The organism is Chromobacterium sp. CCUG 76385 (genome assembly GCF_059916625.1).
The window spans coordinates 29,044-50,812 of the sequence record NZ_JAUCGU010000006.1 but is presented as its reverse complement, the minus strand read 5'-3'; the positions used below and the strand labels follow the sequence as shown (position 1 = coordinate 50,812).

At 63.6% G+C, this 21,769-nt stretch carries 21 protein-coding genes; 14 read left to right on the top strand and 7 right to left on the bottom strand.

Translation table 11 applies throughout. The annotated features are described in order from the left end of the window. The first annotated feature begins 19 nt into the window (after positions 1-19). The 6 genes from bioH to QUG01_RS06305 all read left to right on the top strand — a co-directional run bounded on the left by bioH (position 20) and on the right by QUG01_RS06305 (position 4,939). Positions 20-784: a pimeloyl-ACP methyl ester esterase BioH gene (gene bioH, locus QUG01_RS06330; RefSeq protein WP_261174734.1), complete on the top strand. Its 765-nt coding sequence runs from the start codon at positions 20-22 to the stop codon at positions 782-784. After that, positions 781-1,689 carry a malonyl-ACP O-methyltransferase BioC gene (gene bioC, locus QUG01_RS06325; protein WP_500829386.1) on the top strand — a complete coding sequence of 303 codons (909 nt, stop codon included), beginning with the start codon at positions 781-783 and terminating at the stop codon, positions 1,687-1,689. The genes bioH and bioC overlap by 4 nt, the downstream gene beginning before the upstream one ends. 32 nt (positions 1,690-1,721) lie before the next feature. Beyond that, complete coding sequence (locus tag QUG01_RS06320; protein WP_500829385.1) at positions 1,722-2,273, top strand: GNAT family N-acetyltransferase; 552 nt, start codon at positions 1,722-1,724, stop codon at positions 2,271-2,273. Between the two features lie 15 nt (positions 2,274-2,288). Continuing rightward, positions 2,289-3,182: a patatin-like phospholipase family protein gene (locus QUG01_RS06315; protein WP_500829384.1), complete on the top strand. Its 894-nt coding sequence runs from the start codon at positions 2,289-2,291 to the stop codon at positions 3,180-3,182. Positions 3,183-3,269: 87 nt separating this feature from the next. Next, positions 3,270-3,920, top strand: a complete 651-nt coding sequence (locus QUG01_RS06310) for a glutathione S-transferase family protein (protein WP_043627445.1) — start codon at positions 3,270-3,272, stop codon at positions 3,918-3,920. Positions 3,921-4,051: 131 nt separating this feature from the next. Beyond that, positions 4,052-4,939, top strand: a complete 888-nt coding sequence (locus tag QUG01_RS06305; RefSeq protein ID WP_500829383.1) for a sterol desaturase family protein — start codon at positions 4,052-4,054, stop codon at positions 4,937-4,939. Between the two features lie 58 nt (positions 4,940-4,997). Here QUG01_RS06305 and QUG01_RS06300 read toward each other — a convergent pair whose 3' ends face one another. Then, on the bottom strand, positions 4,998-5,699 hold the full coding sequence (locus QUG01_RS06300) for a glycine zipper 2TM domain-containing protein (RefSeq protein ID WP_500829382.1): 702 nt from the start codon (positions 5,697-5,699) through the stop codon (positions 4,998-5,000). Between the two features lie 342 nt (positions 5,700-6,041). Here QUG01_RS06300 and QUG01_RS06295 point away from each other — a divergent pair, with 342 nt between their 5' ends. Next, positions 6,042-7,412: an amino acid permease gene (locus QUG01_RS06295; protein ID WP_500829381.1), complete on the top strand. Its 1,371-nt coding sequence runs from the start codon at positions 6,042-6,044 to the stop codon at positions 7,410-7,412. 226 nt (positions 7,413-7,638) lie between these two features. After that, the gene (locus tag QUG01_RS06290; RefSeq protein WP_500829380.1) at positions 7,639-8,952 is read left to right on the top strand and encodes a sodium-dependent transporter; all 1,314 of its coding nucleotides are present in this window, start codon (positions 7,639-7,641) and stop codon (positions 8,950-8,952) included. Positions 8,953-8,976: 24 nt separating this feature from the next. Here the strand turns inward: QUG01_RS06290 and QUG01_RS06285 are convergent, their stop codons facing one another. Beyond that, positions 8,977-9,624, bottom strand: coding sequence for a MarC family NAAT transporter (locus QUG01_RS06285; protein ID WP_043623749.1), 648 nt, complete (start codon positions 9,622-9,624; stop codon positions 8,977-8,979). A gap of 192 nt (positions 9,625-9,816) precedes the next feature. Between QUG01_RS06285 and QUG01_RS06280 the strand changes: the two genes are divergently transcribed. From QUG01_RS06280 to dinB, 3 genes are all read left to right on the top strand, one after another. After that, positions 9,817-10,275, top strand: a complete 459-nt coding sequence (locus QUG01_RS06280) for a copper chaperone PCu(A)C (protein ID WP_500829379.1) — start codon at positions 9,817-9,819, stop codon at positions 10,273-10,275. A 372-nt stretch (positions 10,276-10,647) separates the two neighbouring features. Continuing rightward, positions 10,648-10,950 carry an Rdx family protein gene (locus QUG01_RS06275; RefSeq protein WP_500829378.1) on the top strand — a complete coding sequence of 101 codons (303 nt, stop codon included), beginning with the start codon at positions 10,648-10,650 and terminating at the stop codon, positions 10,948-10,950. 13 nt (positions 10,951-10,963) lie between these two features. Continuing rightward, the gene (gene dinB / locus QUG01_RS06270; RefSeq protein ID WP_500829377.1) at positions 10,964-12,103 is read left to right on the top strand and encodes a DNA polymerase IV; all 1,140 of its coding nucleotides are present in this window, start codon (positions 10,964-10,966) and stop codon (positions 12,101-12,103) included. 141 nt (positions 12,104-12,244) lie between these two features. Here dinB and rodA read toward each other — a convergent pair whose 3' ends face one another. From rodA to QUG01_RS06245, 5 genes are all read right to left on the bottom strand, one after another. Further along, positions 12,245-13,342, bottom strand: coding sequence for a rod shape-determining protein RodA (gene rodA, locus QUG01_RS06265; RefSeq protein WP_103321792.1), 1,098 nt, complete (start codon positions 13,340-13,342; stop codon positions 12,245-12,247). Continuing rightward, the gene (gene mrdA / locus QUG01_RS06260; RefSeq protein WP_500829376.1) at positions 13,323-15,263 is read right to left on the bottom strand and encodes a penicillin-binding protein 2; all 1,941 of its coding nucleotides are present in this window, start codon (positions 15,261-15,263) and stop codon (positions 13,323-13,325) included. The genes rodA and mrdA overlap by 20 nt, the downstream gene beginning before the upstream one ends. Before the next feature lie 14 nt (positions 15,264-15,277). Further along, positions 15,278-15,781 carry a rod shape-determining protein MreD gene (gene mreD / locus QUG01_RS06255; RefSeq protein ID WP_043623764.1) on the bottom strand — a complete coding sequence of 168 codons (504 nt, stop codon included), beginning with the start codon at positions 15,779-15,781 and terminating at the stop codon, positions 15,278-15,280. Between the two features lie 6 nt (positions 15,782-15,787). After that, positions 15,788-16,696 carry a rod shape-determining protein MreC gene (mreC, locus tag QUG01_RS06250; RefSeq protein WP_500829375.1) on the bottom strand — a complete coding sequence of 303 codons (909 nt, stop codon included), beginning with the start codon at positions 16,694-16,696 and terminating at the stop codon, positions 15,788-15,790. A 65-nt stretch (positions 16,697-16,761) separates the two neighbouring features. Beyond that, entirely contained in the window at positions 16,762-17,805 is a 1,044-nt protein-coding gene (locus QUG01_RS06245) for a rod shape-determining protein (RefSeq protein WP_043623769.1), read from the bottom strand. Between the two features lie 350 nt (positions 17,806-18,155). On the opposite strand from QUG01_RS06245, the gene gatC reads away from it, so the two are divergent. The 3 genes from gatC (at position 18,156) to gatB (ending at position 21,532) form a co-directional block, all read left to right on the top strand. Then, entirely contained in the window at positions 18,156-18,443 is a 288-nt protein-coding gene (gatC, locus tag QUG01_RS06240) for an Asp-tRNA(Asn)/Glu-tRNA(Gln) amidotransferase subunit GatC (protein ID WP_103321789.1), read from the top strand. 83 nt (positions 18,444-18,526) lie between these two features. Continuing rightward, the gene (gatA, locus tag QUG01_RS06235) at positions 18,527-19,978 is read left to right on the top strand and encodes an Asp-tRNA(Asn)/Glu-tRNA(Gln) amidotransferase subunit GatA (protein WP_500829374.1); all 1,452 of its coding nucleotides are present in this window, start codon (positions 18,527-18,529) and stop codon (positions 19,976-19,978) included. A gap of 126 nt (positions 19,979-20,104) precedes the next feature. Beyond that, positions 20,105-21,532: an Asp-tRNA(Asn)/Glu-tRNA(Gln) amidotransferase subunit GatB gene (gatB, locus tag QUG01_RS06230; RefSeq protein WP_500829373.1), complete on the top strand. Its 1,428-nt coding sequence runs from the start codon at positions 20,105-20,107 to the stop codon at positions 21,530-21,532. The last annotated feature ends 237 nt before the right edge of the window (positions 21,533-21,769 follow it).

The following is a 21,769-nucleotide window of genomic DNA, read 5'->3' as shown; positions in this document are numbered from 1 at the left end:
TCCCCCCATCTGAGCGTTCATGAATCTGTTTGTCGAAACGCTGGGCCAGGGCCCGGACGTGGTCATGCTGCATGGCTGGGGCCTGCACGGCGGCGTATTCAGCCGCGTGGCCGAGCAATTGGCCGCTCGCTTCTGCGTCCATCTGGTGGATTTGCCCGGCCATGGCGCCTCGCCGGCGCTGGCGCGCTTCGACGCCGACGCGGTGGCCGACATCGTGGCCGCCCATTTTCCGCTGCCGGCGCATGTGGTGGGCTGGTCGCTCGGCGGGCTGATCGCCCAGCACTGGGCGGCCCGCCATCCGGATCGCGTCAAGAGCCTGGCGCTGATCGCCACCAGTCCGCGCTTCGTCCGCGACGACAGTTGGCCGCACGCGCAGGCGCGCCAGTCCATCGAGGCGGTGGCGCAAAGCCTGGACGGCGCCTTCGAGCAGACGCTGGAGCGCTTCCTGGCCTTGCAGATGATGGGCGCGCCGGCGGCGCGCGACACGCTGAAAGCCTTGCGCGGCGAGCTGTTTGCCCACGGCCGGCCGCAGGGCCTGCTGCCGGCGCTGGAGCTGTTGCTGGAAGCCGACGCCCGCGAACTGGCTGAGCGCATCCGCTGCCCCGCCGCCTTGTTCTATGGCGTGCGCGACGCTATCACCCCGATAGGCGCCGGCCGTTGGCTGGCCGACACCCTTGGCGACGCCGTCCTTTATGAATTCCCGCAAGCGTCGCATGCGCCTTTCCTGTCCCATGAACCGGACTTTGTGCGCGCGCTTGCCGAGCATCTGGAAACCCAGGCATGAGTGAAGCGTTTTACACCGACAAGGCGCGCGTGCGCGCCTCGTTTGAGAAGGCCGCGGCCAGTTACGATTCGGCCGCCGTGCTGCAGCGCGAGGTGTCCGACCGCATGGCGGAACGGCTCGATTACATCAGGCACCAGCCAGCGGTGATTCTGGATGCCGGCGCCGGCACCGGCTACGGCGCGGCGCATTTGCGCCAACGCTATCCGCAGGCGCGGGTGATCGAGCTGGACCTGGCGCACGCCATGCTGCTGGCCTCGCGCGAGCGCGCCCGCGAGGGCGACGGCCTGTTGAAGAAGCTGTTCAAGCCCAGCCAGCCGTGGCAGATCAACGCCGACATCGAAAAACTGCCGCTGGCCGACGACAGCGTGGACATGATCTGGTCCAACCTGACCATCCAGTGGATCAACGTGCCGGACAAGATGTTCGCCGAGCTGCGCCGGGTGCTGAAGCCGGATGGCCTGCTGATGTTCTCCACCCTGGGGCCGGACACGCTGTTCGAGCTGCGCGGCGCGTTCGCCGGCATCGACGGCGCCACCCACGTCAACCAGTTCATCGACATGCACGACATCGGCGACGCGCTGATGCGCGCCGGCTTCGCCGAGCCGGTGATGGACATGGAAAAAATCGTGCTCACTTACGACGACGCCAAGGCCGTGATGCGCGACCTCAAAGCCATCGGCGCGCACAACGCCACGGCCGGCCGCGGCCGCGGCCTGATGGGCAAGCAGGCCTGGCGCAAGGTGGAGCAAGCCTATGAGCGCCACCGCCGCGACGGCAAGCTGCCTGCCAGCTACGAGGTGGTCTACGGCCATGCCTGGAAGGGCACCGGCAAGAAGCTGGCCAAGATGACGGACGACGGCCGGCAAGTGATCGAATTCGTCAAGAAAGCGCCGCGGGCCGATTGAGCGAATCGGCGGCGCGAACCGGAGCCTGTGCAATGGACGTGGAAATCCGCAGCGCCTGTCGCGAGGATGCGGCGTGTCTGGCCGCCCTGTCGGTTCAGGTGTGGCTGAATACTTATTTGATCGGCGGCGGCATCCGCCGCGGCATCGCCGATTATGTGCTGTCCGAATTCTCGCCGGCCCATTTCGAGGCGTTGATCGCCGATCCCGCGCGCCGGCTGCTGCTGATGGAGGATGAAGGCCATCTGCTCGGCTACGCGCTGTTGAAATTGGACAGCGCGTGCCAGGGCTGCGATTTCCCGACGGTGGAGGTGGAGCGGCTCTATTTGCTGGAAAGCCATACCGGACAGGGCCTGGGCAGGCGCTTGCTGGACGCGGCGCGGCGATGGGCGCGCCTCCAGCCCGGCCAGCCGCGCTTGTGGCTGACCGTTTGGCACGGCAATGCGCGCGCCATCGGCTTCTACCGCCGGGTCGGCATGGCCTTGCATGGCGAAACGCATTTCGAATTGGAGGGCGCGCGGCATCTCAATTACGTGATGCTCGATCCCGCGCCCGTTGGGGCGGCCTTGCCGGCCGCCAATGTCTGAAAGACTGATGGAATCATGATAAGCAAGAAAGCAATGCGTCCCTGGCTGGCTTTGGGCCTGGCCGCGCTATTGGCCGGCTGTTCGACGTCCAAAGCGCCGGAAGCGCCGGCCCCTGCCCCGGTGAAAGTGAAGATAGGCCTGGCCTTGGGCGGCGGCGCGGCCAAGGGTTTCGCCCATATCGGCGTGATCAAGGTGCTGGAAGGCGCGGGCATCGTGCCCGACGTGATCACCGGCACCAGCGCCGGCAGCGTGGTGGGCAGCCTGTACGCGTCCGGCCTCAACGGCGTGCAATTGCAGCAGCGCGCCATGGCGCTGGACCAGGCCGACCTGACCGACTGGACGCTGTCCACCAAGGGTGTGCTGAAGGGCGAGAAGCTGCAGAACTGGATCAATGCCCAGGTGGGCAACAAGCCGCTGGAAAAACTGCCCAGGCCGTTCGGCGCCGTGGCGACCGAGCTGGACTCCGGCCGCAAGGTGGTGTTCCGCGTCGGCAACACCGGTCAGGCGGTGCGCGCCTCGGCCAGCATTCCCAATGTGTTCCTGCCGGTGAAAATAGGCGGCAAGCGCTATGTCGACGGCGGCCTGGTCAGCCCAGTGCCGGTCAGCGCGGCGCGTGAGATGGGCGCGCAGTTCGTCATCGCCGTGGACATCACCGCCCGTCCCAAGCCGGGAAAGGCGGTTGGTTTCCTGTCCATGCTGGACCAGAGCCTGAACATCATGAACGGCCCGGCGCTGGCCTTGGAGCTGAAGCAGGCCGACGTGGTGATTCGGCCCGATGTGCTGGACATCGGCTCCGCCGACTTTGATGCGCGCAATCAGGCTATTCTGGAAGGCGAGAAGGCGGCGCAGCAAATGCTGCCGCAAATCCGCAAATTGTTGCAGCAAAAGAGCCTGGAGCTGGCTAAATAAGGTTATAGGCTGCGATGATGTCGCAAGTTGCGGCGGGGCGGGCAGCATTCCGCCCCGCCGCTTTCCCAATGTTCTTTTGGAGATGGCATGATCAAACTGCACGGATTGTCTTTGTCGCCGTACTACAACAAGGTGAAGATCGCCTTGCTGGAGAAGGGCGTGAATTTCCAGGAGGTGCTGACCCCGCCCTCGCAGGAGGACTGGCTGCTGGAAAAGAGCCCGATGGGCAAGATTCCGTTTGTGGAGATCAACGGCCACCCGCTGGCCGAATCGACGGTGATCCTGGAGTGGCTGGAGGATGCGTATCCCACCGCTTCGCTGCTGCCGCCGACGCCGAATGGCCGCGCGCTGGCGCGCGAGCTGATGACCATGTTGGAGCTTTATGTGATGCGGCCGGCGGCCCCGTTGATCGGCCACATGATGAAAGGCAGCCAGCCTAGCGCGGAGCAGGCGGAGGAAATACGCCAGGCCCTGGCGCGCGGCATCAGCGCGGTGGCGCAGCTGGCGCGGCAGGCGCCGTGGCTGGCCGGCGAGGACTTCAGCTTCGCCGATCTCAGCGCCGCCGGCATCCTGCCGACGGTGGGACGCTTGAGCCAGACTTTCCTCGGCGAGGACATGACGCTGCGGCTGTCCGGTTGCGCCGATTATCTGCAGCGCTTGGGACAGCGGCCCAGCGTGGCTCGCGTATGGGCGGACCGCGACGCCGCGTTGGCGGCCTATATGGCCAGGCGCGAATAGCCTGACTATGGTTTTCGCGCCACAGTCAGCGGATCCTGCCTGGATGCCATGACATGGCGGTTGACAGCCCTTGCTGGATAGAGCCTAAACTCCAATCAAGTGTTTGCTTTGTCTGGCAAGGGGAAGAGTCGATGAAATTTCCGGTGGAACTGATACTGCTGGCGCTGGTGCCGGTCTTTCTGCTTTTTGTCGCCTGGGAGCTGTTGCGGCTGCGGCGTCAGGGGCGGTTGTCCGTGTACGACTGGCGCGATTCGGCCTGCTGCGCGGGGCTGGGCTTGCTGCACCAAGGCGCCGACAAGCTGGCCTGGATGTTCGTGCTGCCTTTATATGGCTGGATTTACCAGCAGCACCGGCTGTTCGATTTTGCCGACAGCTATCTGAGCTTCTTCCTGCTGTTTCTCGGCCAGGACTTTCTGTACTACTGGTTCCACCGCGTCAGCCACCGCGTGCGTTGGCTGTGGGCGGCGCACAGCGTGCACCACAGCTCCACGCGCATGAATTTCACCACCGCCTTCCGCCAGAGCCTGATGTATCCGGTGGCCGGCATGTGGGCATTCTGGCTGCCGCTGGCCTGGCTCGGCTTTCCGCCGCAACAGGTCGTGGCGGTGGTGTTGCTGAATCTCGCCTTCCAGTTCTTTGTGCATACCCAGATCGTGCCCAAGCTGGGCTGGCTCGAATACGTCTTCAACACGCCATCCATCCACCGTACCCACCATGCGAAGAACCCGCGTTACATCGACCACAACTATGCTGGGGTGCTGGTGATCTGGGACAGGCTGTTCGGCACCTTCGTCGAGGAGCGGGACAGCGATCCCTGCGAATATGGCACGGTGAAGCCGGTGAGCAGCTTCAATCCGCTGTGGGTCAGCGTGGTGGAGTGGCGCGACATGCTGGCGGAGGCCAGGCGGGCGGATAACTGGCGCGACCGGCTGGTGTCGCTGTTCGGCCCGCCGGAGGCGGCGGAAGAGGTGGCGGCGCGCCAGCGCATGCGAGTCGAGGCGCCGCGTCAGGTTGCGTGAATAAAAGAACAAGGCCCGGTTTCCGGGCCTTGTTCTTTTCGGGCTACTGTCAGTTGGATCAGATCAGCAGCTTGCCGTCCTTGGCTGGCAGGGTCTTGCCTTCCGGCTTCTGGTCCATGCGCACGGTGCCGGTCTTGCCGTCCAGCGAGTAGCGCACGTCGTAGCCGACGACTTTTTCCTTGTCCACGTTCTCGGTGTTGCAGATGGTCCGGGTGCTGGCCACCTGGTCGCGCTCCTGCATGCCTTCCTGCACCTTGTTGCCGGCCAGGCCGCCGGCCAGCGCGCCCAGCACGGTGGCGGCCTTCTTGCCGTTGCCGCCGCCGACCTGGTTGCCGAGCAGGCCGCCGACCACGCCGCCGATCACCGAGCCGGCGATGCGGTTATTGTCCTGTACCGGCGCCTGGTGGACGACTTGCTCCTGATGGCAAACCTGCTTCGGCTCGCTCACCGTTTCCTTGATCGGGGTCACAGCCAGTATCTTGGCGTGGTTGGCATGGACCGGCTTGGGCGCGGGTTTCGGCGCGGCGGCCACTACTGCCGCGGCCGGGGCCGCTACGGCGGCCGCCTGAGCCACCGTGGACGAGGCCGTGCTTGGCGGCAGCGCCTGAACGGCCGGGGCTGATGCCTGGGCCAGCGGCGCGCTGGCCGCGGCGACGGTCTCCGGTTTGGACGGTTTCAGTGCCTGGATGCCGGCGACGCCGATGGCACCCAGCGCGATGCCGCCGCCCAGCACGCTGGCGATGAGTACGGACTGTTTCATTATTCTCTCCCTGAAGTGACGCTGCGGTCACATATGGCTTGGACGCGATTATCGGTTGGCAGTTGCAAGAACTGTGTACAGCATTTGTCACCACGGGTAACGAAACGTTAGCGGCGGGGCCGCCAGGGCGTTGGTTGGGGAATTCGCAGCGTGATGCGCAATTATTGGCAATTTATGTCAAAAAAAGCCATATTAAATGGTTTTTAATTTCTAAAATGCAACCATTTATCATAATGTGAGCATATATATTGTATCCAGCGGTTTGACGGTGCGCCCGGCAGGTGGTTAGATGCACATTGCACCTTACAGGCGGCCCGCCGCCTGCACCTCAGGAGAATACAAGTGAGCGAAGTTGATACCGGTTTGCAGCGCCAGCTGAAAAACCGCCATATACAGTTGATCGCGCTGGGCGGCGCGGTCGGCACCGGCCTGTTTCTCGGCTCGGCCAGCGTGCTGAAGGCCGCCGGGCCCTCGATGATCCTCGGCTATGCCATCGCCGGCTTCATCGCCTTTTTGATCATGCGCCAATTGGGCGAGATGGTGGCGGAAGAGCCGGTGGCCGGCTCCTTCAGCCATTTCGCCTACCGCTACTGGGGCAATTTCGCCGGCTTCCTGTCCGGCTGGAACTACTGGGTGCTGTACGTGCTGGTCAGCATGGCCGAGTTGACGGCGGTGGGCGCCTACGTCCAGTACTGGTGGCCGCATGTGCCGACCTGGCTGACCGCGCTGGTGTGCTTCGTCTGCATCAACGCCATCAACCTGGCCAACGTCAAATCCTACGGCGAGACCGAGTTCTGGTTCGCGCTGATCAAGGTGGCGGCGGTGATCGGCATGATTCTGTTCGGCAGCTACCTGCTGCTGTCCGGCACCGGCGGCCCGCAGGCCTCGGTCAGCAATCTGTGGAATGACGGCGGCTTTTTCCCGCATGGTTTCGGCGGCCTGTTCATGGTGATGGCGGTGATCATGTTCTCGTTTGGCGGACTGGAGCTGATCGGCATGACCGCGGCCGAGGCGGCCGACCCGCAGAAAACCATCCCCAAGGCGGTGAATCAGGTGATCTACCGCATCCTGATTTTCTACATCGGCTCGCTGGTGGTGCTGCTGTCGCTGTATCCGTGGAACAAAGTCGCCGCCGGCGGCAGCCCCTTCGTGATGATTTTCCAGCAGATCGGCGCCGGCTTTACCGCGCACGCGCTGAACTTCGTGGTGCTGACCGCCGCGCTGTCGGTCTACAACAGCTGCGTCTACGCCACCAGCCGCATGCTGTTCGGCCTGGCCGAGCAGGGCAACGCGCCGCGCGCGCTGAAGAAACTGGACAAGCGCGGCGTGCCGGTCAACGCCACCTTGTTCTCCGCACTGGCCACCGTGGCCTGCGTGCTGCTGAACTACCTGCTGCCGGGCGAGGCGCTGGGCTTGCTGATGTCGCTGGTGGTGGCCGCGCTGGTGACCAACTGGGCGATGATCAGCCTGACCCATCTGAAGTTCCGCCGCGCCAAGGCCGGCCTGAAAATGGTGTTCCCGTCGCTGTGGCATCCGGTTTCCAACTGGGTGTGCCTGGTGTTCATGGTGATGATCCTCGGCATCTTGTTGTTCACGCCGGGCATGGCGGTATCGGTTTACGTGCTGCCGGTGTGGCTGGGCCTGCTGTGGGCGGGCTTCCGCTTGAAGGGCAAATCCGGCGCCGATGCCCGTCTTGCCAGCGAGAACGCCTGATTGTTGAAGGGCATGCCGGGCTTGACGAGGCGTCGTCAAAACCGGCATGCTGTGAAAATGATGCAAACGAAACCCACTCCCTCCTTCAACCGCAACTGGTGGTGGCGCAGCTAATCGGCGCGCCAGGGGAGTTGTCGTTTGTTGTTCCGGGCCGCCGCACAGGGCGGCCTTGTTGTATCCAGTCTCACCCCGCGCGGCGGCAGCTTCAGCTAGTTCAGGAGTATTCATGCAGCGCACGCAGTGGGGTTCCCGCCTCGGTTTCATTCTGGCTTCGGCCGGCGCCACCGTCGGTTTAGGCTCGATCTGGAAGTTTCCTTACGTCACCGCGATGAATGGCGGCGGCGCTTTCTTGCTGGCGTATCTGGCATTTACCTTTACCTTGGGCCTGGCGTTGCTGCAGGCCGAGCTGGCCATCGGCCGCGCCGCCGGTTGCGGCGCCGTGGGCGCGTTCTCCCGGCTGGGTTCGCGCCGCTGGAAGCTGCTGGGCTACAGCGGCGTATTGTGCTGCTTCCTGGTGTTCGCCTTCTACAGCGTGGTGGGCGGCTGGACCCTGGGTTATCTGCTGCGCGCCGTGGATGGCCGGGTGATGAGCGATGATATGTCGGCGCTGGGCCAGCTGTTTGGCCAGTACGTCGGCAACCCGGCCGAGGCCTTGCTCACCCATGCGCTGTTCGCCGGACTGACCTTGCTGGTGGTGGTGGGCGGGGTGCAGAAGGGCATAGAGCGCGCGGGCAAGGTGTTGATGCCGCTGCTGTTTCTGCTGATGTTGGGGCTGATCGCGCGCGCGCTGACGCTGCCCGGCGCCTTGGCCGGGGTGGAGGCGCTGTTTCGCCCCGATTTTTCCAGGCTGACGCCGGCCATGCTGGTGGAGGCGCTGGGGCTGGCCTGCTTCTCGCTGTCGGTCGGCGCCGGCTGCATGCTGGCTTACGGTTCGTATCTGGGTCAGGGCACGCGGCTGGGCAATTCGGCGCTGTGGGTCACCGGATTGACCGCGCTGACTTCAGTGCTGGCCGGATTGATGATTTTCCCGGCGATCTACGCTTTTGGCCTGGACCCGCAGGCCGGGCCCGGCCTGACCTATATGGTGATGCCGGTGGTGTTCAACCATCTGCCTTATGGCCAGCTGTTCGCCATTGTTTTCTTCATTCTGCTGTTGATGGCGGCGCTGACTTCTGCGGTGTCGTTGCTGGAAGTGGTGGTGATTCTGCCTATCGACGAATTCGGCGTCGGCCGCCGCAAGGCCACCCTCGCCGTCACTGCGCTGGTGTTTCTGGCCGGCGTGCCGGCGGCCTTGTCCTTTGGCCCGCTGGCCGATTGCAAGCTGTTTGGCCGCAATATCTTCGAGCTGATGGACTATGCCGCCTGCAATATCTTGTTGCCGCTGGGGTGCATCGGCACCGCCTTGTTTGCCGGTCGGGTGGCATGGCCGGCAGTCAGCGATCAGCTGCGGCTATCGGCGTGGGCGGAGGCGCTGATGCGCTTGAGTTGCCGCTGGTTGGCACCACTGCTGATCGGGGTGGTGCTGGTATACAACTTGTAGCTGTGCAAATCAGGCGATGGCGTTTCAAGAACCCGCCATGAAGGTGCGGATGCCGGAGCCGACGAACTGTACCCCGATGCAGATCAGCAAGAAGCCCATCAGCCGGGTCATCACTTCGCGGCCGCCGCGCCCCAGCCGCTCCGAGATCAGCAAGGACGACTTCAGCGTCAGCCACATGCCGACGCAGGTCAAGCCGATGGCGGCGAAGGTCATGAAAAAGGCGATGGCCTTGGCTGGCAAGGTGGACAGTTCGGCGATTTCGGTGGAAATGCCGATCACCACCGCGATGGTGCCGGGGCCGCTGATGCCGGGCATGGCCAGCGGGAAGAAGGCATAGTCCTCGCGCTCGCCGGACTGCTTGGGCGCCTGGCCCGGGTCTTGCGACAGGAACAGCATGCGGTAGCCCAGCACCGCCACCACGAAGCCGCCGGCAATGCGCAGCGCGCCATATGAGATGCCGAAAGCCGCCATGATCAGGTTGCCGGCCAACAGGCTCACAGCCATGATGGCTGCGGCGAACACGCAGGCGCGCTTGGCTTGCGAGTCGCGGTGCGAGTCGCTCATTTCGCGCGTCAGCGTGATGAACAGCGGAATCTTGGACAAGGGATTGGTGATGGTGATCAGACTGAGCAGACCGCCAAACAGGAATTGCAGCGACAACGTTTTGAACATGATGCAGGGCCGATGGAGAAGCCATGCGATTGTAGAGGGTTCCGCGGCCAGCGGGTAGCGCGCGGACACGCTTTAAAACGATGGCATGAATAGGTGTTGCATCGGCGACGGGCTGCGACATTTTGTCGCGCCCCGCGGCGGGTGCGCGATGGTACAGTCGAGGGCATTTTCGATCATTTCATGGAGTCCGCGATGAAACGTTTTGCCGCCGCCCTGTTGGGCATGTGCCTGTCCGGTCTGGTTGCCGCCCATTCCTTCCAGCTCGGCTCCATCCACATCGGCCATCCGTGGAGCCGCGCGATGCCGGAAACCAGCGCCACCGGCAGCGTGTACCTGTCTCTGGAAAACCAGGGCAAGGAGACCGACAAGCTGGTTTCGGCCAGCACGCCGCGCGCGGAAACCGCCGAACTGCACACCCACGTCAACGACAACGGCGTGATGCGGATGCGCAAAGTGGACAGCGTGGAGCTGGCGCCGGGCAAAACCGTCAAGTTCGCCCCGGGCAGCTACCATGTGATGCTGATGGGCCTGAAACAGCCGCTGAAGGCCGGCGATCATTTCCCGCTGACGCTGAAGTTCGAGAAGGCCGGCAGCGTGAAAGTGGATGTCGTCGTGCAGGATGGCGGCGCGGCCGCGGAACATAGCCACTGAGTCTTGCGGCCGGACCATTCCGGCCAGATCTCGGTGAACGGCAGCTTGCTTCGGATAATCGGGCAAGCTGCTGTTTTTTATGCGTATCGGGTTTCGTTGCGCCGAAGTTACATATTGCTTTGCAGCAATGAATTATATGCTTAGCGCTCGCTTTACAGTCAGATTGCGACTGGGCACACTCGGTTCTGCGACGAGTTTTGAACAAGACTTTACCCTGGCCGCCGGCTCCCGAAACTGGTTTTGCGCCAAGTCTGCCAATACAAAAGAGAATGATGGAGGAGCGGGTGCCATGCACCCGAAAACAAATTAAGACAGGGGGCCGGCGCCATTTTTCTGCGTTATGCTGTCGTTTTGTCTCGTCGCCTTCCCGCCATGTCTGATTCCGCCACTCCCGCCCTTCTTCCCCGAGTCGTCATCCATTACTGCACCGGCTGCCGTTGGCTGTTGCGCGCAGGCTGGCTGGCCCAGGAACTGCTGACCACGTTTGAAAAAGAAGTGTCCGAAGTCGCCCTGCGCCCCGGCAGCGGCGGGGTGTTCCGCGTCGAGGTAGACGGCGAGTGCCTGTGGGACCGCAAGCAGGACGACGGCTTCCCGGAACTGAAGCTGCTGAAGCAGCGGCTGCGCGATCGCATCGCCCCGGACAAGCCGCTGGGCCATAGCGATCGCCCCGCCTGAGAACCCTATTGCAATGAACGCCATCCAGCGCAAGATCATCCATGTCGATTGCGACTGCTTCTACGCCGCGATCGAAATGCGCGACGATCCCAGCCTGCGCGAGGTGCCGCTGGCCATCGGCGGGCGGCCTGAAACGCGCGGCGTGGTGGCCACCTGCAATTATGTGGCGCGCCGTTTCGGCGTGCATTCTGCGATGGCCTCGGCGCGCGCGCTGCGGCTGTGCCCGGAGCTGGTGATCCTGCCGCCGGACATGGCGCGCTACCGCCTGGCCAGCCAGCAGATCATGGCCATCTACCAGCGTTACACCGAGCTGATCGAACCCTTGTCGCTGGATGAGGCATATCTGGACGTCAGCGGCCGGCCGCATGAGCAGGGCAGCGCCACACGGATGGCTGAGGCCATCCGCCGCCAGATCCGCGACGAGGTCGGCATCACCGCCTCGGCCGGCATCGCGCCGAACAAATTCCTGGCCAAAGTGGCCAGCGACTGGAACAAGCCGGACGGGCAATTCCTGGTGCGGCCGCAGGACGTGGACGCCTTTGTCGCCGCCTTGCCGGTGGAGAAAGTGCATGGCGTGGGCAAGGTGACGGCGGAGCGCTTGCACAGGCTCGGCATCCACAGCTGCGGCGATTTGCGGCGCTGGACGCCGGCCGACCTGTTCCGCCATTTCGGCCGCTTCGGCGAACAATTGCTGGCGATGGCGCATGGCGTGGACGAGCGGCCGGTGTCGCCGGACCGCAGCCGCAAGTCGATCAGCGTGGAGGAGACTTATGCCCAAGACCTGCCGGATCTGCCCAGTTGCCTGTCCAAGCTGCCGGAGCTGGTGGAGCGACTGCAGGCCCGATTGGCGCGCAACGGCAATCCGGAATTCAAGGGCTTGTCGGTCAAACTGAAGTTCGACGATTTCAGCCAGACCACGGTGGAGCAACTGGGCCAGGCCTTGTCGATGCCTGTGTTCGGCCAGTTGCTGCGCACCGGCTTCGCGCGCGGCGCGCGGCCGGTGCGGCTGCTCGGCGTCGGCGTGAAGCTGGCCGACGAGCACGATCTGCCGCGCCAGCTCAGGCTATTCGATCGCCACGGACGGCCGTTGCCGGACAGCGCGCTGCCGACTGACGCCGTGGAGGCGGAGTTAAGAGACCAGCAAGGCGGCTGAGGCCGGACGGCGCAAGCGGGGACCCGCGCTTGTTCAACGCCAAGCCGCTGGAGAAAGCCCTGAGCCAAGGCGCGCCGACGCAGGCAGTACATTGAGTACGGCAAAGAGGCGCAACGCAGGATCAGGACTTTTGCCAGTGGCTTACAGCCTGCGCAGATTGCTGATGCCCATCAGCATGCCCATGCCGATGAACAGCGTCACCGTGGCGGTGCCGCCGTAGGACATGAAGGGCAAGGGCACACCCACCACCGGCAAGATGCCGGACACCATGCCCATATTGACGAAAGCGTAGACGAAGAAGGACATGGTGATGGAGCCTGCCATCAGCCGGCCGTACAGCGTCTGCGCGCTGGCGGTGATCATCATGGCGCGGCTCAAGATCAGCAGATAGAGCGTGAGCAGCACCAGGTTGCCGGCCAGGCCGAACTCTTCGGAGTACACGGCGAAGATGAAGTCGGTGGTGCGTTCCGGGATGTAGTCGAGGTGGGTTTGCGTGCCGTTGAGCCAGCCCTTGCCCCACGGCCCGCCGGAGCCGATGGCGATCATGGACTGGATGATGTGGTAGCCGGTGCCCAGCGGGTCGGTGGTGGGGTCGATCAGCGTCAGCACGCGCTTGCGCTGGTAATCGTGCAGGTGGTTCCACACCAGGGGCATGCTGGCGGCGGCCAGCACGATGCCGCCCAGGATCACCTTCCACGGCAGGCCGGCGAAGAACAGCACGAAGAAGCCGGCGGCTGCGATCAATAAGGCGGTGCCGAGGTCGGGCTGCTTCAGCACCAGGCCCACCGGCACCAGCATCAGCGCCGCGGCCACCAGATAATGCCACCAGCGCAGCGACAGTTCGTTCTTCTGGAAGAACCAGGCCAGCATCATCGGCAGCGCGATCTTCAGGATTTCCGACGGCTGGATGCGGGTGACGCCCAGGCTGAGCCAGCGGGTGGAGCCGTTGACGGTGATGCCCTTGAAATGCACCGCCACCAGCAGCAGCACCCCCAGCGCGTAGATCGGCGGCGCGAAGTTCATCACGCTCTGCGGCCGCATCCGCGCGATCAGCCACATCACTGTCAACGCCATGAAGGTATAGATCAGCTTGTTGTCGATCTTGTCGAAGGACTGATTGTTGGCGGAATACAGCAGCACCATGCTGACCAGGAACAGCAGGCCCAGAAACAGCATCAACCAGCCGTCCAGCGGTTCCTTGATCTGCTGCCAGATTTGCTTAATCAGCGGCGTCTTCACTCACGTCTCCGTTTTCCTGCGGGATGGTCTTCAGCAGGCCATTCATGTCTTTGGGCACCTTGCCCAAGAGATAGAAGTCGAACAGGCCGCGCGCCACCGGCGCGGCGGCGGCGGCGCCGAAGCCGGCGTTCTCCACGATGATGGCCACCGCGATCTTCGGTTTCTCCACCGGGGCGAAGGCGATGAACCAGCTGTGGTCGCGATATTGCTCGGCCAGCGCGGAGGCGTTGTATTTGGCGCCCTGCTTGATCGCCACCACCTGGGCGGTGCCGGTCTTGCCGGCCATGGAGTATTGCAGGCCGATGCCGACGCGGGCGCCGGTGCCGGAGATCATCACGCCGCGCATGCCTTCTTTGATGTAGTCGAAATATTCCTGCGGGTAGGGCAGCTGCTTGATCGGTTTTGGTTCGATCAGCCTGACGCCGCCGGTCTTGGAGTCGACAATCTGCTGCACCAGGTGCGGTTTGAAGGCGATGCCGTTATTGGCCATGATGGCGGTGGCGTTGGCCATCTGCAGCGGGGTGTAGGAATTGAAGCCCTGGCCGATGCCGACGCTGACCACGTCGGCCGGATACCAGCGCCGCACTTCCGGCTTGTAGCGGGCGAAGCGCTTGGCCTTCCACTCCTTGGACGGCAGCACGCCGCTGGCCTCGCCGTCCAGGTCGATGCCGGTCTTGCTGCCCAGACCGAACGATCCGACCACCGGGTGGATCTTGTCTATGCCCATGTCCCAGGCCAGCTTGTAGAAGAAGGTGTCGCTGGATACGGTGATGGCGCGCTGCAGGTTGACCATGCCGTTGCCGCCTTTTTTGCTGTCGCGGAACTGGTGGCTGGAGCCGGGCAGGGTGAAATAGCCGGGCGCCGGGCGGATGTCGTGCATGCCTATGCTATGGGTGACCAGCGCCGCCATCGACATGAAGGGCTTGAAGGTGGAGCCCGGAGGATAGGTGCCGCGCAGCGCGCGGTTGACCAGCGGCTTTTGCCAGTCGGTGTTCAGCGAGGACCAGGTCTGGCTGTCGATGCCGTCGATGAACAGGCTGGGATCGAAGCCCGGTTTGGACAGGAAGGCCAGCACGCCGCCGGTGTTCGGGTCGATCGCCACCAGCGCGCCGCGGCGGTCGCCGAACAGCTTGTCGGCCATTTCCTGCAGCCGGATATCCAGCGCCAGCTTCAGCGTGTTGCCGTTGATCGGCGGCGTGCGGCGCAGCGTGCGCACCGCGCGGCCGCCGGAGTCGGTTTCCACTTCCTCGAAGCCCACCTGGCCGTGCAGATCATCCTCGTACACCGCCTCCAGGCCGGTCTTGCCGATGTAGTTGGTGCCCTTGTAGTTGGTGGTCTTGTCCTCGTCGTCCAGCCGCTCCTTGTCCTTCTGGTTGATGCGGCCGATATAACCCAGCACATGGCTGGTCATCTCTTTGTACGGGTAGTCGCGGAACAGCCGCGCCTTGACTTCCACGCCGGGCAGCTCCCAGGCGTGGGAGGCCACGCGGGCCGCTTCGGCATCGGTCAGCTTGACTTTCAGCGGGATGGATTCGAAGTTCTTGCTCTCGGCCAGCAGCTTTTTGAACAGCTTCTCGTCGCGTGGGCTGACATCGGCCAGCGTCTTCAGCTTGTTGATGGTGGCGTCCAGGTCCGGCATCTTGCTGGGCGTCAGCTCCAGCGTATAGGCCGAATAGTTTTGCGCCAGCACCACGCCGTTGCGGTCCAGGATCAGGCCGCGATTGGGCAGGATGGGCACCAGCGAAATGCGGTTGTTTTGCGCCAGCGTGGAGAAGTGATCGTGCTGCAGCACCTGCAGCCAGATGAAGCGCGACAGCAGCACCAGGAACATCAATATGATCAGCGCGTAGGCGATGACCAGCCGCAGCTCGAACTGCTCCTCGTCGTTCTGCGGGTTCTTGAAGCGGGTTGGGCGGCGCATGGATCAGTCAGGTTTCATGCCGAGTGTTGGCGGTAAGGTACGAGCATCAGCTTGGTCAGCAGCGGCCACAGCAGCGCGCCGATCAAGGGCGGCAGGAAATAGCTCCAGCCGACGAAGGCCGAGCCGGTCAGCATTCTCACCACCACCATGATGAGCTGGTTGGTGAACATCAGGCCCAGCACCACCAGCGCCTGTTGGCCCAGATTGAACATCACCAGCTGGCGCTGGCGGCTCATGGCGAGGAAGGCGGTAATGGAGTAAGCCAGCGCGTGCTGGCCGAACAGCCCCGCGGTGGATACGTCGGCGACGATGCCCATCAGGAAGGCGATGCCGATGCTGACGCGGCGGGGCTGGTTGATCACCCAGTACAGAATCAGCAGGCCGATGAAATCCGGCAGCCAGCGCGTGCTGCCGTGCGGCAGCGGCACCAGCTCGATCAGCACGGCGATCACGAAAGTCAGGAAAATGAAGCGGCGCTTGACCGGCTTGAGCAGTTCCTTGGGTCGGTCCAACGACATCGGCGCTTACTCCTCGTCGGCGGACTTTCTGCCGCCCTTGGTCTTTTTCTCCGGCAGCGGCGGCGGTTCCGCCGGCCGCGCCGCTGTTTGCTTGGCTTGCAAGGCCAGCACATAGCGGGTCTGCTGCACGCCGGCCAGCGGCTGGGTGCTGACGCGGGTGAAGGCGGCGCCGGCATTGCGGTCCACCTTGGTCACCATCGCCACCGGAATGCCTTCCGGGAACAGCCCATCGAGGCCGGAGGTGACGATACGGTCGTTTTCCTTGATGTCCGAACTCTGCGGCAGATAGCGCAGCTCCACGCCGCCGCCGTAGCCGTACAGGATGGCGCGCTCGCCGGTGCGCTCCACCATGACCGGCACCATCTGGTTCTTGTCGATGATCAGCGTCACCTCTGCGGTCAAAGGCTGCACGCGGGTCACCTGGCCCAAGAGGCCGCGCGAATCCACCACCGGCTGGCCGGGCAGCAGCTTGGCGTCCGCGCCCTTGTCGATGATGATCTTGTACGAGAACGGGTCGCGGCCGGTGTATAGCGTCTCGGCGATCTGGGCGGTGTCGTCGCGCTGGCTGCGGATTTCATTCAGCCGGCGCAGTTCGTTCAACTCGCGTTCCAGCGTCTGCAAGCGGCTCAGCTGCGCCGTCATCTGCATCTGGCGCGCGCGCAGCGCGGTGTTTTCCTGCTTCAGCTCGGTTTGCGAAGTCAGGTAGTCGCCGGCGTGGCGCATGGCCTGCGCCGGCAGATTCACGGCGCGCTGCACCGGGTACAGCGCCAGCGACAGCGCTTCGCGCGCCTGCTCCATCAAACCGTAACGGCTGTCGCCGATCAACAGCACGATGGACGCGGCAACGCTCATCGCCAGGCGCGCGCCCGCAGGCGGCCCGGAGCGGAAAAAGCTGGGGGTGTTGGCGAAATCCATGGGCACAGCCGCCGCGCCTTGACGGCGCGGGGTTCGCTCGCTTTATCGGTGGTATTGGTGGAAGTTTAGGGCACGTTGGTGAAAATGGTGCCGATCTTATCCATTTTCTCCAGCGCCTTGCCGGAGCCGCGCACCACGCAGGTCAGCGGTTCTTCCGCCACGAACACCGGCAGGCCGGTTTCTTCGGCCAGCAGACGGTCGATGTCCTTCAACAGCGCGCCGCCGCCAGTCAGCACCATGCCTTTTTCGGCGATGTCGGCGCCGAGTTCCGGCGGCGTTTGTTCCAGCGCGATCTTGACCGCGGAAACGATCTGGTTCAGCGGCTCGGTCAGCGCTTCCAGGATTTCGTTGGACGATACGGTGAAGGCGCGCGGAATGCCTTCGGCCAGGTTGCGGCCCTTGACCTCCATCTCGCGCACTTCGGCGCCCGGGAAGGCGGAGCCTATGGTCTTCTTGATTTCCTCGGCGGTGGTTTCGCCGATCAGCATGCCGTAGTTGCGGCGGATGTAGTTGATGATGGCTTCATCGAACTTGTCGCCGCCCACGCGCACGGAGTTGGAGTACACCACGCCGCCCAGGGAGATCACGCCGACTTCGGTGGTGCCGCCGCCGATGTCCACCACCATGGAGCCGGTCGGCTCTTCCACCGGCAGGCCAGCGCCGATGGCAGCGGCCATCGGTTCTTCGATCAGCTCGACGCGGCGCGCGCCGGCGGCGAGCGCGGAGTCGCGGATCGCCTTGCGCTCCACCTGGGTGGAGCCGCAGGGCACGCAGATCACGATGCGCGGGCTGGCGGCGAAGAAGCGGTTCGGATTCACCTTCTTGATGAACTGCTTCAGCATCTGTTCGGTCACGGTGAAGTCGGCGATCACGCCGTCCTTCATCGGGCGGATGGCCTGGATGCTGCCCGGGGTGCGGCCCAGCATGCGCTTGGCTTCCAGGCCGACGGCCAGGATGGATTTCTTGTTGGTCGGCGCGTCGCTGTGAATGGCGACGACCGAGGGCTCGTCCAGCACGATGCCCTTGCTGCGCATGTAGATCAGGGTATTGGCGGTGCCAAGGTCGATGGCGAGGTCGTTGGAAAAGTATCCGGTCAGCGAACGAAACATTGGGCGGTCCTGGTCAGTTTTCGTCAGTGGCGAACGCCGGCGGCGTTCGGGTAAATCCAGTTCATCTGTGGTCGGCCCATGCTGCGGCCCCCTTGGCGTGGCATGAAACCACTGCAATCGGCTTCGTCATGCGGGCGGATGGTACGCCCGGTCGGCTGGCCTTTGCGGTGCTTGTCCGAAACGTCCCGGGCGGCGGTAGCAGGCCTGCTTTTTCTGCGCCCCGGCGCATGATTCCTTGCGGCGAAAAATGCCTGGGGAATGCGTCGTGGCGCAATGTCGATCTTGGGAGAATCAAACGGGGTATGATACCCTATAAAGCTTGAAATATTAAAGGTTTTAACGAGGAAGCCATGTCGCTGACGCACCAGGATGTCGCACGGATCGCCAAGCTTGCCCGCATCGATGTGAGCGAGGCGGAAATCGCCGCCACGGCGGATCAGCTTAACAACATTTTCGGCCTGATCGAAAAGATGCAGGAGGTGAACACCGACGGCATCGAGCCTATGGCCCACCCGCAGGACGTGTCGTTGCGCCTGCGCGACGACGTGGTCACCGAAACCAATCAGCGCGAACGTTTCCAGGCGGTCGCCCCGCAAGTGGAAAAAGGCTTGTTCCTCGTTCCCAAAGTGATCGAGTAAGCCTGTGAGCCGTCCCGGCGCCAATGGTTCCCTCCATTCTGCCGACCGGGCCCGACTATCCGGATAGCAAGATTTTGATCGAAATGACACAAGCCACTCTCAAGCAATTGTCGCAACAATTGGCGGCAAAGCAAGTTTCCAGTGTGGAACTGGCCAGCCAGTACCTGGATCGCATCGAGGCGCTGAACCCGCAACTCAACGCCGTCATCTCCGTTGATCGCGAAAAAACCTTGGCCGAGGCGCGGGCGGCCGACGCGCGCCTTGCCGCCGGCCGCGCGCATCCGCTGACCGGTGTGCCGCTGCTGCACAAAGACCTGTTCTGCCAGGAAGGCTGGAAGACCAGCTGCGGCTCCAAGATGCTGGACAACTTCGTCTCGCCTTACAGCGCCCACGTGGTGGAGCAGTGCGCCGCCGCCGGCATGGTGACATTGGGCCGCGCCAATATGGATGAGTTCGCCATGGGTTCGTCCAATGAGAACTCGTTCTACGGCGCAGTGAAGAACCCGTGGGATCTGAATGCCATTCCGGGCGGCAGCTCCGGCGGCTCCGCCGCGGCCGTCGCCGCGCGCCTGGCGCCGGCGGCCACCGCCACCGACACCGGCGGCTCCATCCGCCAGCCGGCCAGCCATTGCGGCGTCACCGGCATCAAGCCGACTTATGGCGTGGTGTCGCGCTATGGCATGGTAGCCTTCGCCTCCTCGCTGGACCAGGGCGGCCCGATCGCCCAGACCGCGGAGGACTGCGCGCTGATGCTGAACGTGATGGCCGGCTTCGACGCGCGCGACTCCACCAGCCTGGAGCGCGCCAAGGAAGACTACACCCGCGAGCTTGGCAACCCCTTGCGCGGCTTGCGGGTGGGCCTGCCGCGCGAGTACTTCGCCGCCGGCCTGGACGCCGATGTCGCCCGCGCGGTCGATAACGCCGTGAGCGAGCTGAAGAAACTGGGCGCCGAGGCGGTGGAAATCAGCCTGCCGAACACCGAACTGTCCATCCCGGCCTACTACGTGATCGCCCCGGCCGAGGCGTCCACCAACCTGTCGCGCTACGACGGCGTCCGCTACGGCCATCGCGCCAAGGAGTACAAGGACCTGGTGGAGATGTATGAGAAAACCCGCGCCGAAGGCTTCGGCGACGAGGTCAAGCGCCGCATCCTGGTGGGCAGCTACGTGCTGAGCCACGGCTACTACGACGCCTACTACATCAAGGCGCAGAAAATCCGCCGCCTGATCGCCAACGACTTCAAGGCCGCCTTCGCGCAGTGCGACGTGATCCTGGGGCCGGTGGCGCCGACCGCCGCCTTCGATCTGGGCCAGCTGTCGTCCGATCCGGTGCAGATGTATCTGTCCGACATCTACACGCTGTCGGTGAACCTGGCCGGGCTGCCCGGCATGAGCGTGCCGGCCGGCTTCGCCGCCAACGGCCGCCCGATCGGCCTGCAGATCATCGGCAACTACTTTGCCGAAGCCAGGATGCTGAACGTGGCGCATCAGTTCCAGCAGGCGACTGACTGGCACGCCAAGGCGCCGGCGCTGTAATTCCAACCGATTTCGCCACGAAATCCACGAAAGGACACGAAATCATGTGAGAACGGAGCAGAATTTGCTGAAGTTTGCCGTTCGTGTTTTTCGTGGCCAATATTGTTTTTGAAGGATTTTCCAACCATGAAATGGGAAGTCGTAATCGGTATCGAGGTGCACGTGCAGCTCAATACCGCCTCCAAGATTTTCTCCGGCGCCAGCACCGCCTTCGGCGCCGAACCGAACACCCAGGCTTCCGCGGTGGAGCTGGCGCTGCCCGGCGTGCTGCCGGTGCTGAACCGCGCCGTGGTGGACAAGGCCATTCGCCTGGGCTTGGCGCTGGACGCCAAGATCAACCAGAAGAACGTGTTCGCCCGCAAGAACTACTTCTACCCGGACCTTCCCAAGGGCTATCAGATCAGCCAGATGGAACTGCCTATCGTCGAGCACGGCCGGCTGAAGATTCTGGTCGGCGATCAGGAAAAGATCATCGGCGTGACGCGCGCCCACATGGAAGAAGACGCCGGCAAGAGCTTGCATGAAGACTTCCATGGCCTGTCCGGCATCGATCTGAACCGTGCCGGCACCCCGCTCTTGGAAGTGGTGTCCGAGCCGGACATGCGCTCGGTCGACGAGGCGCTGGCCTACGTCAAGGCGCTGTACTCCCTGGTGACCTGGCTGGGCATTTGCGACGGCAATATGCAGGAAGGCAGCTTCCGCATGGACGTCAACGTGTCGGTGCGCCCGGAAGGCCAGAAGGAATTCGGCACCCGGCGCGAGATCAAGAACCTCAACTCCTTCCGCTTCCTGGAGCAGGCCGCCAAGTACGAAATCCAGTGGCAGATCGACACCTTGGAAGACGGCGGCAAGGTGCAGCAGGCCACCGTGCTGTTCGACCCGGATACCGGCGAAACCCGCATGATGCGCAGCAAGGAAGACGCGCACGACTACCGCTACTTCCCGGACCCGGACCTGCTGCCGGTGCGCATCTCCGACGAGCAGATCGCCCGCATCCGGGACGAGATGCCCGAGCTGCCGGACGCGATGCAGGCCCGCTTCGTGGAAAGCTACGGCGTGTCGGCCTACGACGCGGCGCTGCTGACCGGGAGCCTGGCGCAGGCGCAATATTTCGAGGCGGTGGCCAAGGCTTCCGGCCACGGCAAGCTGGCCGCCAACTGGATCAACGGCGAAATCGCCGCCCGCCTGAACCGCGACGGCATGGACATCGCGGATTGCCCGATCTCGGTCGAGCGCTTGTCCGGCCTGATCGCGCGCATCGCCGACAACACCCTGTCCAGCAAGCTGGCCAAGCAGGTGTTCGACGCGCTGTGGGACAGCGATCTGAACGCTGACGCGATCATCGAGCGCGACGGTTTGAAGCAGGTGTCCGACGTCGGCGCCATCGAGAAGATGGTGGAAGAAGCCATCGCCGCCAATCCCAAAGCGGTGGAAGAGTTCCGCGCCGGCAAGGAAAAGGCGCTGAACGCCCTGGCCGGCCAGGTGATGAAGGCGTCCAAGGGCAAGGCCAATCCGGCGCAGGTGCAGGATATTCTGCGTCAAAAGCTGGCTTGAGCGTTGGTTTGAACAACATGGCGGCTATATTAAGCCGCCATGTTGTTTTTTAAATACAAAATGAAAATTGCGCCGTTAATTCTGTTATTTTTCTTGAAGATGCCGCCGCGCCAAATACTTCCGCCATTGATTGTTTCCATCATGTTGCATCTCTTTTGATCCGCAATCTTCACGTCCCACTTTTACAGGTGAATTTAAGTCCCTGATTTGTCACGCATTCCATTTTTATGCCCTCCC

Coding starts and splice junctions, on each gene's coding strand:
- bioH (WP_261174734.1), top strand. CDS start 20: ATGAATCTGTTTGTCGAAACGCTGGGCCAGGGCCCGGACGTGGTCATG.
- bioC (WP_500829386.1), top strand. CDS start 781: ATGAGTGAAGCGTTTTACACCGACAAGGCGCGCGTGCGCGCCTCGTTT.
- QUG01_RS06320 (WP_500829385.1), top strand. CDS start 1,722: ATGGACGTGGAAATCCGCAGCGCCTGTCGCGAGGATGCGGCGTGTCTG.
- QUG01_RS06315 (WP_500829384.1), top strand. CDS start 2,289: ATGATAAGCAAGAAAGCAATGCGTCCCTGGCTGGCTTTGGGCCTGGCC.
- QUG01_RS06310 (WP_043627445.1), top strand. CDS start 3,270: ATGATCAAACTGCACGGATTGTCTTTGTCGCCGTACTACAACAAGGTG.
- QUG01_RS06305 (WP_500829383.1), top strand. CDS start 4,052: ATGAAATTTCCGGTGGAACTGATACTGCTGGCGCTGGTGCCGGTCTTT.
- QUG01_RS06300 (WP_500829382.1), bottom strand. CDS start 5,699: ATGAAACAGTCCGTACTCATCGCCAGCGTGCTGGGCGGCGGCATCGCG.
- QUG01_RS06290 (WP_500829380.1), top strand. CDS start 7,639: ATGCAGCGCACGCAGTGGGGTTCCCGCCTCGGTTTCATTCTGGCTTCG.
- QUG01_RS06285 (WP_043623749.1), bottom strand. CDS start 9,624: ATGTTCAAAACGTTGTCGCTGCAATTCCTGTTTGGCGGTCTGCTCAGT.
- QUG01_RS06280 (WP_500829379.1), top strand. CDS start 9,817: ATGAAACGTTTTGCCGCCGCCCTGTTGGGCATGTGCCTGTCCGGTCTG.
- QUG01_RS06275 (WP_500829378.1), top strand. CDS start 10,648: ATGTCTGATTCCGCCACTCCCGCCCTTCTTCCCCGAGTCGTCATCCAT.
- dinB (WP_500829377.1), top strand. CDS start 10,964: ATGAACGCCATCCAGCGCAAGATCATCCATGTCGATTGCGACTGCTTC.
- mrdA (WP_500829376.1), bottom strand. CDS start 15,263: ATGCGCCGCCCAACCCGCTTCAAGAACCCGCAGAACGACGAGGAGCAG.
- mreD (WP_043623764.1), bottom strand. CDS start 15,781: ATGTCGTTGGACCGACCCAAGGAACTGCTCAAGCCGGTCAAGCGCCGC.
- mreC (WP_500829375.1), bottom strand. CDS start 16,696: ATGGATTTCGCCAACACCCCCAGCTTTTTCCGCTCCGGGCCGCCTGCG.
- QUG01_RS06245 (WP_043623769.1), bottom strand. CDS start 17,805: ATGTTTCGTTCGCTGACCGGATACTTTTCCAACGACCTCGCCATCGAC.
- gatC (WP_103321789.1), top strand. CDS start 18,156: ATGTCGCTGACGCACCAGGATGTCGCACGGATCGCCAAGCTTGCCCGC.
- gatA (WP_500829374.1), top strand. CDS start 18,527: ATGACACAAGCCACTCTCAAGCAATTGTCGCAACAATTGGCGGCAAAG.
- gatB (WP_500829373.1), top strand. CDS start 20,105: ATGAAATGGGAAGTCGTAATCGGTATCGAGGTGCACGTGCAGCTCAAT.